Origin of the sequence: Marinobacter nanhaiticus D15-8W (assembly GCF_036511935.1) — a bacterium.
GTDB lineage: Bacteria > Pseudomonadota > Gammaproteobacteria > Pseudomonadales > Oleiphilaceae > Marinobacter_A > Marinobacter_A nanhaiticus.
In genome coordinates this window covers 2,463,611-2,478,918 of sequence record NZ_AP028878.1, presented here as the reverse complement: position 1 = coordinate 2,478,918, position 15,308 = coordinate 2,463,611, and the positions used below count along the sequence as shown (strand labels likewise).

13 protein-coding genes are annotated in these 15,308 nt (G+C 58.2%); 3 read left to right on the top strand and 10 right to left on the bottom strand.

Going from position 1 to position 15,308, the window contains the following annotated elements:
• Nucleotides 1-89: 89 nt before the first annotated feature.
• From RE428_RS11095 to urtA, 10 genes are all read right to left on the bottom strand, one after another.
• Entirely contained in the window at nucleotides 90-359 is a 270-nt protein-coding gene (locus RE428_RS11095) for a YrhK family protein (protein ID WP_004582076.1), read from the bottom strand.
• A gap of 117 nt (nucleotides 360-476) precedes the next feature.
• Entirely contained in the window at nucleotides 477-845 is a 369-nt protein-coding gene (locus RE428_RS11090; protein ID WP_004582075.1) for a zinc ribbon domain-containing protein, read from the bottom strand.
• Between the two features lie 3 nt (nucleotides 846-848).
• Nucleotides 849-2,081, bottom strand: a complete 1,233-nt coding sequence (fmdA, locus tag RE428_RS11085) for a formamidase (RefSeq protein WP_004582074.1) — start codon at nucleotides 2,079-2,081, stop codon at nucleotides 849-851.
• Between the two features lie 455 nt (nucleotides 2,082-2,536).
• A complete protein-coding gene (locus RE428_RS11080) occupies nucleotides 2,537-3,595 on the bottom strand; it encodes an AAA family ATPase (protein ID WP_004582073.1) in 1,059 nt (352 codons plus the stop codon).
• A gap of 57 nt (nucleotides 3,596-3,652) precedes the next feature.
• The gene (locus RE428_RS11075; RefSeq protein ID WP_004582072.1) at nucleotides 3,653-4,699 is read right to left on the bottom strand and encodes an aliphatic amidase; all 1,047 of its coding nucleotides are present in this window, start codon (nucleotides 4,697-4,699) and stop codon (nucleotides 3,653-3,655) included.
• 36 nt (nucleotides 4,700-4,735) lie between these two features.
• Nucleotides 4,736-5,425: an urea ABC transporter ATP-binding subunit UrtE gene (gene urtE, locus RE428_RS11070; protein ID WP_004582071.1), complete on the bottom strand. Its 690-nt coding sequence runs from the start codon at nucleotides 5,423-5,425 to the stop codon at nucleotides 4,736-4,738.
• A gap of 2 nt (nucleotides 5,426-5,427) precedes the next feature.
• Entirely contained in the window at nucleotides 5,428-6,180 is a 753-nt protein-coding gene (urtD, locus tag RE428_RS11065) for an urea ABC transporter ATP-binding protein UrtD (RefSeq protein WP_004582070.1), read from the bottom strand.
• On the bottom strand, nucleotides 6,180-7,373 hold the full coding sequence (gene urtC / locus RE428_RS11060) for an urea ABC transporter permease subunit UrtC (protein WP_004582069.1): 1,194 nt from the start codon (nucleotides 7,371-7,373) through the stop codon (nucleotides 6,180-6,182). The genes urtD and urtC overlap by 1 nt, the downstream gene beginning before the upstream one ends.
• Nucleotides 7,374-7,382: 9 nt before the next feature.
• A complete protein-coding gene (gene urtB / locus RE428_RS11055) occupies nucleotides 7,383-8,309 on the bottom strand; it encodes an urea ABC transporter permease subunit UrtB (RefSeq protein WP_004582068.1) in 927 nt (308 codons plus the stop codon).
• Between the two features lie 78 nt (nucleotides 8,310-8,387).
• Nucleotides 8,388-9,659, bottom strand: a complete 1,272-nt coding sequence (gene urtA / locus RE428_RS11050; protein WP_004582067.1) for an urea ABC transporter substrate-binding protein — start codon at nucleotides 9,657-9,659, stop codon at nucleotides 8,388-8,390.
• A gap of 412 nt (nucleotides 9,660-10,071) precedes the next feature.
• Between urtA and RE428_RS11045 the strand changes: the two genes are divergently transcribed.
• The 3 genes from RE428_RS11045 (at nucleotide 10,072) to RE428_RS11035 (ending at nucleotide 15,221) form a co-directional block, all read left to right on the top strand.
• On the top strand, nucleotides 10,072-13,452 hold the full coding sequence (locus RE428_RS11045; protein ID WP_040883455.1) for an ATP-binding protein: 3,381 nt from the start codon (nucleotides 10,072-10,074) through the stop codon (nucleotides 13,450-13,452).
• Nucleotides 13,439-14,353 carry a response regulator transcription factor gene (locus RE428_RS11040; protein WP_004582065.1) on the top strand — a complete coding sequence of 305 codons (915 nt, stop codon included), beginning with the start codon at nucleotides 13,439-13,441 and terminating at the stop codon, nucleotides 14,351-14,353. Before RE428_RS11045 ends, RE428_RS11040 begins: the two co-directional genes overlap by 14 nt.
• A 175-nt stretch (nucleotides 14,354-14,528) precedes the next feature.
• Nucleotides 14,529-15,221: a hypothetical protein gene (locus RE428_RS11035; RefSeq protein ID WP_004582064.1), complete on the top strand. Its 693-nt coding sequence runs from the start codon at nucleotides 14,529-14,531 to the stop codon at nucleotides 15,219-15,221.
• Nucleotides 15,222-15,308: the final 87 nt, after the last annotated feature.

Genomic DNA, 15,308 nt, shown 5'->3' with positions numbered 1-15,308 from the left:
AAATACCTGCGGACACGAGCGCCTGCCGGCGCGTTGAATGAGCGCGTCATTCTATATCATAGGAGGCCGCAGGGCTTCAGCACTAATCCCTACCAGTGGATGGGACTCTTACGCAGGTTCTTTACGTAACGTTTATTGAGGGTGCGCAGGATCGGCGCAAACAGGAAAAATACGCTGCCTATAATGAAGAACCAGGTGGCCGTGGTCTGCCAGGATTCCCACAGGAACAGGATACTGCCGACAAGGAACAGGATCGCCGAGATATAGTCGTTGGCAATGTGCAGCCATTCATACTTTTCGTGAATGCGCTTTTCCGCTTCGATCAAATCGCGATCAACAACCTTCACGGATTCGTTCATGGTCCGGTGCTCCTTTTGGGAATGGTCCCCAACCATGTCGCCTGAACCGATAGGACTCAATAACATTGTTTGGCCTGGATCAATCGAAGGGGCCCGCAGAACGCGGGCCCCGGCGGGCTAGTGACTGATCATCCACGGCCGCATGGATGGAAACATCTTCTTGCCATCAGCCGTGTAGAAGAGCCTGGATTTTCTTGTGTGGTGGTGATCGCAGCATCCCTTCCTTGCTGCATGGGCGCGCCGGTCATCCTCATCCGCGCGGCGATCCGGCGTGGAATAGATGGGTTCGTGCTGGCTGCGTTCGTTTCGTTCCCGGGCCGCGTGGGAGCCATCCCGCTCCAGGCCACGAAGCTGTGGCGGAAGGACAATCACGCGGGCGGACAGCGTACCGCAGGTAGGACATGCCGCCGGCTCCGCGGCTTCCTCCAGGCGTGCCAGTTGATAGAAGTGGCCGTGTGCGCGGCATTTGTAGTCGTAGACCGGCATGACTTACTCCTTATCCGGCGACAGGGGTACGTCCATGCCGCCAGAGACCTTTTTCTGCGGCCCATCGGCAGACGGATTGATGTCGAAATCGAAGATACCGGTGGGCAACCACAACGTCGCACAGGCATTGGGGACATCCACTACGCCGCTGATATGGCCCTCGACCGGGGCGCAACCCAGCAACGCGTAACCCTGCGCGCGGGTGTAACCAAATTTGGTCAGGTATTCGATAGCGTTGAGACAGGCCTGGCGATAGGCAATATGCACGTCCAGATAGTGTTGCTTGCCCTGTTCGTCGACCGAGATACCTTCGAAGATCACGTAATCGTCGTACTTGGGTTTGATCGGGCTGGGTTTGAATATCGGGTTCTTGATGCCGTACTTGGCCATCCCGTCCTTGACCACGTTCACTCGCAGATGGATCCACCCAGCCATTTCAATGGCGCCGCAGAACGTAATCTCGCCGTCCCCCTGGCTGAAGTGCAGGTCGCCCACCGAAAGCCCCCCGCCTTTGACATAGACCGGGAAGTAGACCTTGGAGCCACGGGACAGGTCCTTGATGTCACAGTTGCCCCCATGTTCCCGTGGCGGCACGGTGCGTGCTGCTTCAGCGCCAGCCGCTTTGGCGTCATCCGCCTTCATCTGCCCCATATGGGCAGTTTCACCAAAAGGCAGGTTTGCCAGTCCCGGTACGCGCCCGGGATCGGTATCGAACAGCTCTTTTTCGCGCTTGTTCCATTCCGCGAGCATCTCTTTCGACGGCAGGCAGCCGATCAGACCGGGGTGAATCATGCCGGCAAACTCGACGTTGGGAATGTGGCGGGATTTGGTAAACATACCGTTGAAGTCCCAGATGGATTTCTGGGCCTCAGGAAAATGCTCAGTCAGGAAACCGCCGCCGTTCTTCTTGGAGAAGAAGCCGTTGAAGCCCCACTGGCTCTCCTCAAAGGCCCCAATATCGAGGATGTCGACTTCTAACAGATCGCCAGGCTCTGCACCCTCCACGCCAACCGGACCGGACAGGAAATGGACCTGGGTCAAGTCCACATCGCGAACGTCGTCGGCGCTATCGTCGTTCTTGATCTGGCCACCGGTCCAGTCGTAGCACTCGACGATGAAATCGTCACCCGGCTTGACCGTCGCCACCATGGGGATGTCGGGATGCCATCGATTATGGATCTTGTCGTTCTCGTATGCTGATTTGCTCAAATCGATTTTGATAATGGTTTCGGCCATAGCGGGACGCTCCTAGAATCGCGACTGGATCTTGTGGTTGATGGCAAGGCCGGGCCTGCCTGGTCGAAACCACTATCTGCCATCCACGACGGCGCCACTATTCGCAAAATGCCCCCGGTACCTACGTCAATCGACGTATTGACAGCGGCCCCTGAGCTGGGCGAGACGTCATTAGAGGCGTAAAAAAGGTTCATCGTTGATTGGCGTGGCGGGAGAACAGAAGTGGTTAGATCATGGGCACCTGCGGTGCCTCAGAAGCTGAAGCATCTGCTACACGCTCGAGTTACCTGGGAAATGTAGCCGACGCTTCAGCTTCGGAGCAGCCCGCCGGGCAGCCCATTCCCGCAATGGCTTCCAGTTACACAGATTCTCGCTAAAGTGCCACGAGCATAAAAAAAGCCGCCCAATCAGGAAGGCGGCTTACGGGAGAAAGCAAGGCGGTCTGAAAACAGTGGTCATCCGCCCTCGCCCGAAAACTGATGCGGTTCAACACATACGGCGCCGCCCCTTAAGTACCCGCGAAAAGCAGCAGCCTCTTCATGGGTCATCAGGGCCCGCGCAAGCGGTGGTTCGAGCAGGCTGCGCATGCCCCTGATGATATCCCTCGCCCCAAATCGCGGGTCGTAGTTGCCACAGAGGTAGTGTCGTAGCGAATCTGCAAGCGTCAGCGTGGCGCCTCGCCTGGACAATCGCTGGTTGAGTCGCGCCAGCTCGATGCTGAGCAGGTCGTCGAGGCGATCAATGCCAAGTCGATTGTAGATATGGACGCCGTCAATCCGGTTAAGGAATTCCGGGTCGAACGCGCGATGCAACGCCCGGTCCATAACGGCGGCTTCCGCCCGGGGCGCCAAACCGAACCAGTGGCGCCAACCCCTGCGAAACCGTTCGCGGTAACGTGCGGCCTCCTGCGCTCCGACATTGCTGGTCATGAAGATCAGCGTATTGCGGAAATCGACTTCCCGGTTGCCGGACGGGAAAACCAGCCGCCCCGTATCGAGTACGTTGAGCAGCGTACGTACCACCTCCGGACTGGCCTTTTCGACCTCATCGAACAGGACGATGCCAGGCTTGCTGAAACTCCCCTGCACGGCGTCGATATCGAACAGGCTGTAGCCCTCCTTGCTACCGACATAACCCGGTGGCGCGCCTGTCAGGGCAGCAGCGTAATGCTCCTGGGCCAGCGTGTTCATATCGATACGGCAGAGGCCGTCCCGTTTGCCGCGAATGGCTTCCGCCAGCAGACGTACCGACTCGGTCTTACCCACGCCCGTGGGCCCCATCAACAGGTGAACCGCAAGCGGTCGGTCATCGGGGCCGATATCCGCCTTTACCCGTAGAAGCATCGCCTCCAACGCCTGGAGTGACTCGTCCTGGCCAACGATGCGCTCCCGGATCCGGCCCATCACCACGTGAGGTTCGAACACGAACCGGGATGCGCGCCGCGGCCGTGCCCGATAGGCCGAACGCGCCGCAGCTGTCTGGTTTTCCTCGATACGCTCGTTGATGAACGGCACATCGACGCTCCTTTGCTCGTGGAATCAGCGAACTCACTAAACGCACCATCCAGGGCACTAACCGGCCGCGCCCTTCTCCTTGCCTTCGTGCGGCAATTCGCCTACAGGGCACTGCGCGACGCCGACCGTCGATCGGGTCATGGCTTCAACATTCTCCTGCGCCTTCTGCGCATCCATGACCCAGGTGCGATAGAACTCGAACGGACAGTCCGCCACACCCTTGTCCCCATCGCCTGACGCGTGGACACCGGTGTAGCCTCTATGCAGCAACTTGAACAGGTGATTCTGTGACTGGTCGTTCGCTCGCGCATCGCGGATCTGGCTGATCGAGAGCTGGGCATATTGCACGCCCATATCTTCCTCTCCGCATTCCCCCAGCGTCCTGCCATCGAAGCCGATGATCGCCGAGTGGCCGAAGTAGGAATAGACCCCGTCAAAACCGGACGCGTTGGCGACCGCCACATAGCAGTTGTTGGCCCAGGCCATACTCTTGGCCATCATGACCTGCTGCTCCTTGGCAGGGTACATATAGCCCTGGCAGCGTACGATCAGCTCCGCGCCTTTCATGGCGCAGTCGCGCCAGATTTCCGGGTAGTTGCCGTCGTCGCAGATGATAAGACTTATCTTCATGCCCTTGGGCCCTTCGGTCACATAGGTGGTATCACCGGGATACCACCCCTCGATCGGGCACCAGGGGATGCATTTACGGTACTTCTGTACGATCTCGCCTTCGTTGTTGATCAATACCAGCGTGTTGTAGGGCGCCTTGCTCGGGTGCTCCTCGTGCCGCTCCCCCGTGAGTGAGAAGACACCCCAGGTGTTGGCTTCCCGGCAGGCGGCGGCAAAGATCGCGGTTTCATCACCGGGTATGGTCGCCGCCGTCTCCATCATTTCGTCCGGGTCATACATGATGCCCATGGTGCTGTATTCCGGAAACACCACCAGGTCCATTCCCGGCAGCCCCACTTTCATCCCCTTTATCATCTCCGCAATCCTGCGGGCATTGTCGAGCACGTCGTCGCGGGTGTGCAGGCGCGGCATCTTATAGTTGACTACCGCAACCCCTACCGTGTCGTCGTTGCTGGAAATATCACCGTGTCGCATGATTTGACTCCTTCAGGTTGTCACTGGAATAGCTGCTTACACCGCGAGATAGGCGGCAATCTTGTCCTGATCCGCGCCCTGCCCCTGCTCTTCGTGAACGATGTCGCCCTTCTCGATCACGAGAATCCGGTCGGCAATATCCATCACGAAACTCAGCACCTGCTCCGAAACCACAATGGATAGCCCGCGCTCATCCCGGATGCGTTTCAGTGTCCGTGCCATCTCCTGGATGATTGAGGGCTGGATACCCTCGGTCGGCTCATCCAGCAAGAGCACCTTGGGGCGCGTAGCCAGGGCCCGGGCGATAGCCAGTTGTTGCTGTTGTCCACCTGAGAGGTTGCCTCCGCGGCGGCCCTGCATTTCCTTGAGTACCGGGAAAAGCTGGTAAAGGTCGTCCGGAACGCTCTTTTCGCCCACGGCGGCCAAACCGGTTTCGATGTTCTCCTTGACCGTTAACGTGGGAAAGACCATGCGACCCTGTGGAACAAAACCCAGACCGGCCCGCACCCTTTGATAGCTTTTCAGGGGCGATAGGTTGGTTCCGTTAAGGTTGATTTCCCCCGCCTGGCTCGGGGTCATCCCCACCAGCGAGCGCATGAGCGTGGTCTTGCCCATACCATTGCGGCCGACGACGGCGACGATTTCGTTCTCGTTAACGTCGAGGTTCAGCTGTTTGATGATGGTGCTCTGACCGTAGGCCACGGCGTGATTTCTGACACTCAGCATGATCAATGCCCCAGATAGACTTCGATGACTTTGGGATCTTTCTTGACGTGCTCGATAGAGCCCTCCGATAGCACCTTGCCCTGGTGCATTACCGTGACCCGATCCGCGATGTCTCCCACGAACTGCATGTCGTGCTCGATAACCAGCACCGTGTGGTCCTTCGTAATAACCCGCAGCAGTTCCGCCGTTTTCTTGCGCTCCGCCACGGACATCCCGGCCACCGGCTCATCCAGCATCAAGAGGTCTGGCTTCTGGATCAGCAGCATGCCGATTTCCAGCCACTGTTTCTGGCCGTGACTCAGCAATGCGGCAGGCTCGCCCAGCAGATCCTTGAGGAAGATGGTTTCCGCAACCTCCTCAATGGCCCGCATGACGGCGGCATCACGCTTAAAGGCCAGCGCCCCCATTACGCTGTGCCCCTGGGGATAGGACACCTCCAGATTCTCGAATACGGTCAGGTCCTCAAAGACCGAGGGATTCTGGAATTTCCGGCCAACCCCCGCATGGACAATCTGGTGCTCCTTCAGCTTGGTCAGTTCCTTATCCTTGAAACGAATCGAGCCCGAAGTGGCGCGCGTCTTGCCACAGATCAGATCCAGCACGGTCGTCTTGCCCGCACCGTTGGGTCCGATGATGACCCTGATCTCCTTCGGGTCCAGGTAAAACGACAGGTCATCCACCGCCTTGAACCCGTCGAAGGACACGGTCAGCCCTTCCACGGCCAGCAGGAAATCATTGCTCTTTGTCGCGTTCATCAGGACTTCTCCGCGCTGTACTGGTCCATCATCGAATCGAACTCCGGCTCGTCCCCGGCTTTGGATTGGCGAGAGACCGGCTGTGTGGGTGCGGATTTGGGTTTGCGCCGGAACAGACGGTCTTCCAACGGCATGACATAGCTTTGGTAAAGCCCGGCCAGACCGTTCGGAAACGCGAGAACGACACCAATGAACAGCGCGCCCATGGCGAAGGGCCAGAGTTCAGGGAAGGATTCGGAGAAGCCGCTCTTCGCCGCGTTAACCAACAGTGCGCCATACACGGCGCCCAGTAGCGAAAGACGGCCACCGAGGGCGCAGAAAATAACCATCTCGATGGACGCGACGATGCCGATGAACGACGGTGACATGAAGCCTACGATCAGCGTAAACATCGCCCCGCCAATACCGGCAAAAGCCGCGGCCAGACAGAACACGAAGATCTTGAAAGCGGCAACGTCATAACCGGAGAAGCGTACCCGCATTTCCTGGGCGTTCATCGCAACAAGGATTCGCCCCAGCTTGCGATTCTGAACCAGGCGCGCGATGAAAAGGCAGGCGAACAGTAGCGCAACGCACACGAAATACAGGGTGGTCTTGGCTTCATCTGTCCGAATATTCCAGCCCAGTAGCGTCTGCAGGTCGGTTATACCGTTGACCCCTCCCGTGTAGCCCTGCTGGCCAATGATCAGGATGGTCAGGATAGCGGCGATAGCCTGGGTGATAATCGCGAAGTACACGCCGCCGACCCGGCGCGTGAACATTGCAAAGCCGATGATGAAGGCCAGTAACACCGGCACGCCGATAATGGCTATCAGGGTGAAGCTGAAGCTATGGAACGGTTCCCAGAACCAGGGCAATGCGGTCAACTGGTTCCAATCCATGAAATCCGGAATGCCCGGGGTGGACTGGATGGCCGTGGCCTCTGGCGTGGACGCCTCCAGCTTGAGGAACATGGCCATGCAATAGCCGCCAAGTCCGAAGAAGACGCCCTGGCCAAGGCTGAGAATACCGGCCTTGCCCCAGCACATCACCAGACCGACAGCGACAAAGGCATACGTCAGGTACTTGCCGGCCATGTTCAGCCGGAAAGGATCCAGTACCAGCGGAAGGATGACCACCAGCAGCAGGGCCAGCGCTACGTAGTACAATCCCTCGCGCGTGGCGAACCATTTCAATGGGGAGGATGTTTTCATGACGGTCTCCTAGCGACGCACCTTGAGGGCCATCAGTCCTTCCGGACGCAGCATGAGAATGCCCACGACCACCAATAGCGTGAGAACCTTCGCCATCGACCCGCTGAGGAAGAACTCCATGGTCGATTGGGCCTGAGAGATGGAGAACGCGGATACGATGGTGCCGATGAGGCTCTGGGCACCGCCGAAGACGACAACGAGGAAGGTATCGACAATGTAGGCCTGGCCCGAAGAGGGTCCGGTCGAGCCAATCATGGTGAAGGCGCTGCCGGCGATGCCCGCGATACCGCACCCCAACGCAAAGGTGGCCCTGTCCACGGCCGCGCTATTGATGCCTACCGCTTCGGCCATGGGGCGGTTCTGGACCACGGCACGCACCTTCCGCCCCCAGCCGGACCGGAACATCAGCAGATACACCGCCAAGGCGATGGACAGCGCGATGATCATCACGAAGAGTCCGTTGATAGGGAGCTCCACCAGGTCCGTGACCTGGAACGCGCCCATCATCCACTCAGGCAGATCCACGCCCACCTCGCGAGCGCCAAAAATGGACCGGTAGGCCTGCTGCAGGATGAGGCTCAAACCCCAGGTCGCGAGTAACGTGTCCAGCGGCCGCCGATACAGGTGCCGCACCATGGCCCACTCGACAAACGCCCCTAGAGCCGCGCAGAAGACAAAGGCGAGAATCATCGCCACGAAAAAGTAACCACCGAACAAACTCGGCAGGTAGGTTTGGAAAAGATTTGAAGTCAGGTAGGTGGTGTAGGCACCGAGGATCATGAACTCCCCGTGGGCCATATTGATCACGCCCATCTGACCGAAGATGATCGCCAGTCCCAATGCCATCAGTACGAAGACCGAGAACAGGGACAGGCCGGCAAATCCCTGCATGGCAAATATCGACATCAACTCGCTGGTGGTGTAGCCGTCAAACATGACCCTTTCTCCCCGTCATTGAACACAGCGCTGCAATACCATGGTTGCCCGGCGCCCTGGGGACGCCGGACACCGGTGTTACTGATAGCCTTCCGGGAAAGGATCGGGCTCCATTAACTCCTTGGTCTCGTACACCACCTTGTACTGGCCATTGGTTTGGGCCAGGCCAATACGCGTTTTGGACCACAGGTGGTGGTTCTTGTGGACGCGTACATAACCTTCGGGCGCTTTTTTAAACTCGATTTCCGGGGAGGCCTCACGAATCTTGTCGATGTCGAAGGAACCGGCTTTCTCGACAGCCGCCTTCCACAGCCATGGCCCCAGATAGGCTGCCTGGGTGACATCGCCGATGACCATGTCGTCGCCGTAGGCGTCCTTGAAGGCCTTGACGAACTCTTCGTTGTTCGTGTTATCCAGGCTCTGGAAGTACTTCATGGAGGCGTAGATGCCTTCCACGTTCTCGCCACCGATACCACGGATCTCGTCTTCGGTGACGGAGATGGTGAGCAGGAGTGGTTCTTCCTCAGTGAAGTCGACGCCCGCAGCCTTCATCTGCTTATAGAAGGCAACGTTCGAACCGCCTACGACCGATGCGAAGATGACATCCGGCTTCTTGAGCTTGATCTTGTTGATCACGGAGTTGAACTGGGTGTGGCCCAATGGGTAGTACTCCTCACCCACCACTTTGAGGCCCTTCTTTTCGATGTGCTTGCGGGCAATCTTGTTGGAGGTGCGAGGCCAGATATAGTCGGACCCGAGCAGATAGAAGCTCTTGGCGCCTTTCTCCTTAACCGCCCAGTCGATGCCCGCCAGGATCTGCTGGGTTGCTTCCTGTCCGGTATAGATCACGTTTGGAGACTGCTCGAGCCCCTCGTAGAACGTCGGGTAGTAGAGCATGCCGTTGTATTGTTCGATCACCGGCAGTACCGCTTTACGCGAGGCCGAGGTCCAGCAACCGAAAATGGCGGCGACATCATCCTGACGCAGCAGTTTTCGTGCCTTTTCCGCGAAGGTGGGCCAATCACTGGCCCCGTCCTCCTGGACATACTCGATCTTGCGGCCCAGCACGCCGCCCTGGGCGTTGATCTGATCGATAGCCAGTTTTTCGGCCTGTACCGACCCTATCTCACTGATCGCCATGGTTCCGGTGATCGAGTGAAGAATGCCCACTTTGACTGTGTCGTCAGTCACGGCCAGGCCCGTGGTATTGACCTCATCGGTTCCTGGCGCCGCCCCAGCCGACGCCGCCAACAGCACCGACGCCGCACACGCCACCGCCTTCAGGCTTCGGCGAATGCCGCCGCCTTTCGCCCCGCTTCGCGGAGTCCCTGTTATCTGTGTCGTACCCATGGTCTTTCCTCGCATTGTTTGAAAGCCGGTACCGCGCTCCCAGCAAGAGCACAGCGCCCACGACAGCCATTCTGTCCAGCGCCTCCATGAGTGCCCATTCGACAAATACCCCAGCGCACTACGTCATTTGACGCATTCCGGGTGAATCGCCAACAGGCTAAAAACGCATGTGTATCCCTGATTAACAGATCCAGCTTCGGCGCAGTGTCCATGGCACGATAATTGTTCGGTTTGTCCGCAAAGCGGCCGGGCAGGCGTCCTGAGTTCCAGATCGGGCTCCAAGTGCCTCCTTTTGGCGCAGTAACGGACTGGAGGACGCTGGAAGATGCGGAAATGGGTCTTTGAGGGGAAGGACCGGCTGGCCCTGAAAAATTGGGAGGAGTCGGAGACCGATCAAAACACGGGCCAGGTTATGACGGCCAGACAGCACATATTCCGTGTCAGGCGGAGTTACAACCAATGGGTCGCTAACCAGACCCTTGAGGACTACGCGCTTCGTTTCACCGCAAAGACAGCCCGGCGCTGGACCGCGGCGCGGGTCAGCAACACGGCTCTGGGAGCCATATCCTTCCTTGCCATGGAAGCGATTGGCGGGGCGATCACACTCCACTATGGCTTTGATAACGCCTTTGCCGCTATCTGCGTCGTCAGCCTCGTCATCTTCCTCACCGCCATTCCGATCAGCTATTACGCCGCTCGCTACGGCGTCGATATTGATCTGCTGACCCGGGGCGCAGGATTCGGCTATATCGGCTCGACCATCACGTCGCTCATCTACGCCTCGTTCACGTTTATCTTTTTTGCCGTGGAAGCGGCCATTATGGCGATGGCGCTGGAGCTATTGTTCGGTATCCCCCTTGTACTCGGTTACCTGATTTGCGCCGTCGCGATCATTCCATTGGTCACGCACGGCATCACTGCGATCAGCGGCTTCCAGTTATGGACCCAGCCACTTTGGGTGGTCCTTCAGTTATTGCCATTCGCGTTCGTGATCTATGCGGACGTGTCCTCGGTCACCGACTGGACCAGCTTCACCGGCGTTCATGACACAGGCTCCGCCGGCCTGAGCCTGGTTCTTTTCGGGGCGGCCGCCGCCGTGGTGTTTTCCCTCATCGCCCAGATTGGCGAACAAGTAGATTTCCTGCGTTTTATTCCGGAACCGAAAAAAGGTGACGAGGTTCGTTGGTGGGCAGCTGTCATGGCAGGCGGGCCCGGCTGGATCGTGATTGGCAGTTTAAAGATTCTGGCCGGCTCGTTCCTCGCCGTACTTGCCCTTAGCCATGGCGTTCCGCCAGCCGAAGCGGCAGATCCCACACAGATGTATGTTGTCGCTTTCAATTACATGACCAACTCGCCACAGACGTCACTGGCTATGGCAGGCATCTTCGTCATTCTGTGCCAGGTCAAAATCAATGTGACCAACGCCTACGCAGGCTCCATCGCCTGGTCCAACTTCTTCAGTCGACTCACCCACAGCCATCCGGGGCGTGTGGTCTGGTTGATGTTCAATGTCGCGATCGCTTTGCTGGTCATGGAACTCGGCGTCTATCGGGCACTGGAGGAGACCCTGGGTTTCTACGGTATCGTAGCCATTGCGTGGGTTGGCGCCCTGGTCGCGGATCTGGTGATCAACAAGCCGCTGGGTTTGAGCCCGAAACACATTGAGTTCAAACGGGCCCATCTTTACGACATCAACCCCGTCGGCGTCGGTTCGATGCTGCTCGCCTCCACTGTCGGCATCACCTGCCATACCGGCACACTGGGGGATGTGGCCCAGGCCCTGTCGCACTTTATCGCGTTGGGCGTCGCACTCGTCACAGCACCCCTGATTGCCTGGAAAACCAATGGCCGTTTCTATCTGGCGCGCCCACCGGTCCACCTGGATACACACGAGGGACTTGTCAGTTGCTGTATCTGTGAACACCGTTTCGAGCCGGAGGACATGACCCACTGCCCGGCCTACGACGGCAACATCTGTTCGCTGTGCTGTTCCCTGGATGCGCGCTGCGGAGATTTCTGCAAGCCGGGGGGCGGCTATGGTGAACAGCTTCGAACCTTCTTCGGCTATTTCCTGCCCGACGCCCTGATTCCCCGCCTGACCTCAAGGATTGGCCATTTTCTTATTCTGCTGGTTGCCATTAACGGTGTATCCGGGGTTCTGCTCTCGCTCATCTATTTCAAGACGCCGGTGGATTCAGCCGCCACCGCCCTACTGCTATCCGCTACCCTTTGGAAGGTATTCTTTATCCTGATTATCGTAACCGGCGTAGTGTGCTGGCTGTTCGTATTGGCTCACGAGAGTCGTGTGGTGGCCGAAGAGGAATCCCAGCGCCAGACACGCCTGCTGATGGAGGAAATCGTCGCCCACGAGAAAACCGACAAAGCCCTCCAGGAAGCCAAGGAGCACGCCGAAGCAGCCAATGAAGCGAAAAGTCGGTACCTAACAGGCATCAGCCACGAGCTACGCTCTCCACTCAATGCCATCCTCGGCTACGCCCAACTCCTGGAAAACGACACCGCGATTCCCGAAAACCGAAAGGGGGCCCTGGACGTCATTCGGCGATCCGGCGAGTACCTCGCCGATCTGATCGAAGGCTTGCTCGATATTTCAAAGATTGAAGCCGGGCGTCTCGACCTGCATCGCGATCAGGTCCGCATCTCCATGCTGATGGATCAACTGGTACACATGTTCCGGCTACAGGCGCAGGAAAAAGGCCTTCGGTTCATTTATGAAGGCCCCAAGCACTTACCCGAGTTCGTCAGCACTGACGAGAAACGTCTACGACAGATCCTCATCAACCTGCTTTCGAACGCCATCAAGTACACCGACCATGGCGAGGTCCGGTTCAGCCTTCGCTATCGCAGTCAGGTCGCCGAATTCACGGTCAGCGATACCGGAGAAGGCATCGCGCGGGAGAACATCGAGCGTATCTTCAGACCCTTCGAGCGCGTTCGCACTGCAGGGATAAATCGTTCAGGGACCGGTCTCGGATTGACGATTACCCGTCTGCTCACTGAAATCATGGGTGGCGATATTGCCGTCGAAAGCACCTTGGGTCAGGGCAGCGTATTCAAGGTGAGCCTGATGCTCTCGAGCGTGGCGCGACCGAACCCCGAATCAATCACCGTCCCTACCCGGACCATCTTTGGCTACGAGGGGCCGACGCGCCGTATCGCCGTCATCGACGACGAATCGTCACACCGACAGCTGATCCGAGCGATGTTATCGCCCCTGGGCTTCGAGATCGTCGATATCGACAACTCACTTTCAGCAATGCAGACCGTCGAACGCGAGCAGCCGGATCTGGTATTGCTCGATATATCCATGCCTGGATTCACCGGATGGGAGATCCTCGACCAGCTCCGTGGCGCCAAACTGGATATGCCGGTTGTCATGGTATCCGCAGATGCCAGCGAAGGACGCCACCGGGTCCAATCGCCACCGCTCTACGACGGCTATGTGGTCAAGCCCGTCAGGCTCAGCCTGCTGTTGGACCGGATGGGAGAACTGCTCAAGCTGACCTGGCGTTACGAGCCCAAGCCGATACAACGACCTGAAGGAAAGGCGTCTGATAAGAGTCTCTACACACTGCCCGAGGAAACACACCTTAAAAAACTCGTCAGCCTGGCGACCATCGGCCACCGAAAGGGTCTACTGGAAGCCCTACATGGCCTCAGGGTTCACGGCAACGCCGAAGAGGCCTTGCTCAATCAACTCACCCGGCTGACGGAGAACTTCCAGTTCGAGGAAATCATTTCCCTGCTACAGGTAACCGGCGATGAATGCTGCTAACGAAAAACGCACTGTGGTCCTGGTCGTGGACGATGCTGTCGACAGCATCCGCATGATCAACGACGTGCTCGAGGACGCAGGCATGACTGTGCTGGTGGCCCTCGAAGGCTCCCAGGCGCTGACCATTACCCAGAATATCTCGCCGGATATCATCCTGCTCGATGCAATCATGCCCAATATGGACGGTTTTGAGACCTGCAGGCGATTAAAGGAACGCTCGGAACTCGCGGATGTCCCCATCGTGTTCATGACGGGGCTGACCGACACCGAGCATGTGGTCATGGGACTGAATTCCGGCGGCGTGGACTACGTAACCAAGCCCATCAATGCCGTTGAGTTGATCGCTCGCATGAACGTGCATCTGGCCAATGCGCGCATGGCACGCAGTGCGCGATCCGCTTTAGACCACGCGGGCCAGTACCTGTTCGCGGTCGATACTGACGGAAACCAATTGTGGGCCACGCCTCAGGTACAGCAACTGCAAAAGCAGGCCGGCGCCCTTCACCCCGAAACGTCCAGCCGCATCAGTCACGCCCTCCAACAGTGGTTCACACATAACCCTGAAAGCGGCCACAGTCTCGCCCTGGATTTTCTGACCGAGCCGCTCAGCGCCGAGTTTCTTGCCCTTGTAGACGGAACCGAATACCTACTTCGACTGAATACCGTTCAACAGGACCAGCATGCCACCGAGGCCCTGAGACGGCGTTTCGGTCTGACGACGCGGGAAGCGGACGTCTTATTGTGGATTGCAAACGGCAAGACCAACCGGGAAATCGGCCAAATCCTTGACATGAGTCCTCGCACGGTTAATAAACACCTTGAACAAGTCTTCAGGAAACAGGGCGTGGAAAATCGTACCTCCGCCGCTGCTGCGGCGATCAAGTGCCTTGGTCGTCTTTAACCACCCCATTTCTCGGCAAGGCCTCCCTGGCCCAAATCCGCCTGCTGTGAGAGACTAGATTCGTTTGAGCAAGTCCTGAAGCGTTCAGTTTAACCAGCGCCACAACATACGCTGGCCGGGCTGGGCCCGAAGTGCCAGTCGGGGGCGTCTATGCTCGACAAAGGGAGGAAACTCGATGGAACCGGATGGCATTCTCAGCCTGCTGAGCTCGCAGCCACTGGTGGTGGTTGGCGGCTTGCTCTGCCTGTTGGCCCTGATCTCATTTTTCCTCGTGAACCGCAAAATCCAACAGGCCCTGAACGATGTCGACCATATCGATCATCGCCTCAACACACTTTGGCATGAACTGGACACCCTGCGACTCGATCCCGCACCCGCCACCGCCAATACAGATCAGCCCTTGAAGAGCGCTACCCAGCCCGCCCCCTCTCCAGAAAAATACGCAGCTGAGCGCGAAGTCTACGAAACGCTCTGGCCGTTGATCTGGTCGCTGCACGATAAGGTTGGCACCTTCCTGCGTGCCGTCGATCACCGGGAAAGCCACAGCGAGAGTCGGCTCGCGGCACGTCATGCCGCGCTGGAGGTCCGGAGTCAGGTCAACCGGCTACGCCCCTTCTTCGACGAAAATATCGATCGGCTCATCACGCAACTACTGGATGTGGAAATCAAGGCCCACCTTACGGCGTGCCAGTACCTGGACCGCAACCAGTCACAGACCGCGGTCGGCGCAGAAGGTATCGAAACGCAGCCGGACACGCTACGCCACAAGTGGAAATTACTGTACGACAGCGAAGCGACCGAGCTGGTCAACCAACTGGTCGATGCCATCCGTCGTCGGACCTTACCGCCAGGCGCTCCCGGCCTTTAATGCCTGCTTAACAAGTCGATACGCGTTGTTCAGCGCCTTCTGGCTGCCCGTAGCGCCGCAGCATACGCCTCATTCCCCCAACGGTTC

Excerpts from the sequence above, each read along its gene's own strand:
- RE428_RS11095 (WP_004582076.1), bottom strand. The coding sequence starts at position 359 with ATGAACGAATCCGTGAAGGTTGTTGATCGCGATTTGATCGAAGCGGAA.
- RE428_RS11090 (WP_004582075.1), bottom strand. The coding sequence starts at position 845 with ATGCCGGTCTACGACTACAAATGCCGCGCACACGGCCACTTCTATCAA.
- fmdA (WP_004582074.1), bottom strand. The coding sequence starts at position 2,081 with ATGGCCGAAACCATTATCAAAATCGATTTGAGCAAATCAGCATACGAG.
- RE428_RS11075 (WP_004582072.1), bottom strand. The coding sequence starts at position 4,699 with ATGCGACACGGTGATATTTCCAGCAACGACGACACGGTAGGGGTTGCG.
- urtE (WP_004582071.1), bottom strand. The coding sequence starts at position 5,425 with ATGCTGAGTGTCAGAAATCACGCCGTGGCCTACGGTCAGAGCACCATC.
- urtD (WP_004582070.1), bottom strand. The coding sequence starts at position 6,180 with ATGAACGCGACAAAGAGCAATGATTTCCTGCTGGCCGTGGAAGGGCTG.
- urtC (WP_004582069.1), bottom strand. The coding sequence starts at position 7,373 with ATGAAAACATCCTCCCCATTGAAATGGTTCGCCACGCGCGAGGGATTG.
- urtB (WP_004582068.1), bottom strand. The coding sequence starts at position 8,309 with ATGTTTGACGGCTACACCACCAGCGAGTTGATGTCGATATTTGCCATG.
- urtA (WP_004582067.1), bottom strand. The coding sequence starts at position 9,659 with ATGGGTACGACACAGATAACAGGGACTCCGCGAAGCGGGGCGAAAGGC.
- RE428_RS11045 (WP_040883455.1), top strand. The coding sequence starts at position 10,072 with ATGACGGCCAGACAGCACATATTCCGTGTCAGGCGGAGTTACAACCAA.
- RE428_RS11040 (WP_004582065.1), top strand. The coding sequence starts at position 13,439 with ATGAATGCTGCTAACGAAAAACGCACTGTGGTCCTGGTCGTGGACGAT.
- RE428_RS11035 (WP_004582064.1), top strand. The coding sequence starts at position 14,529 with ATGGAACCGGATGGCATTCTCAGCCTGCTGAGCTCGCAGCCACTGGTG.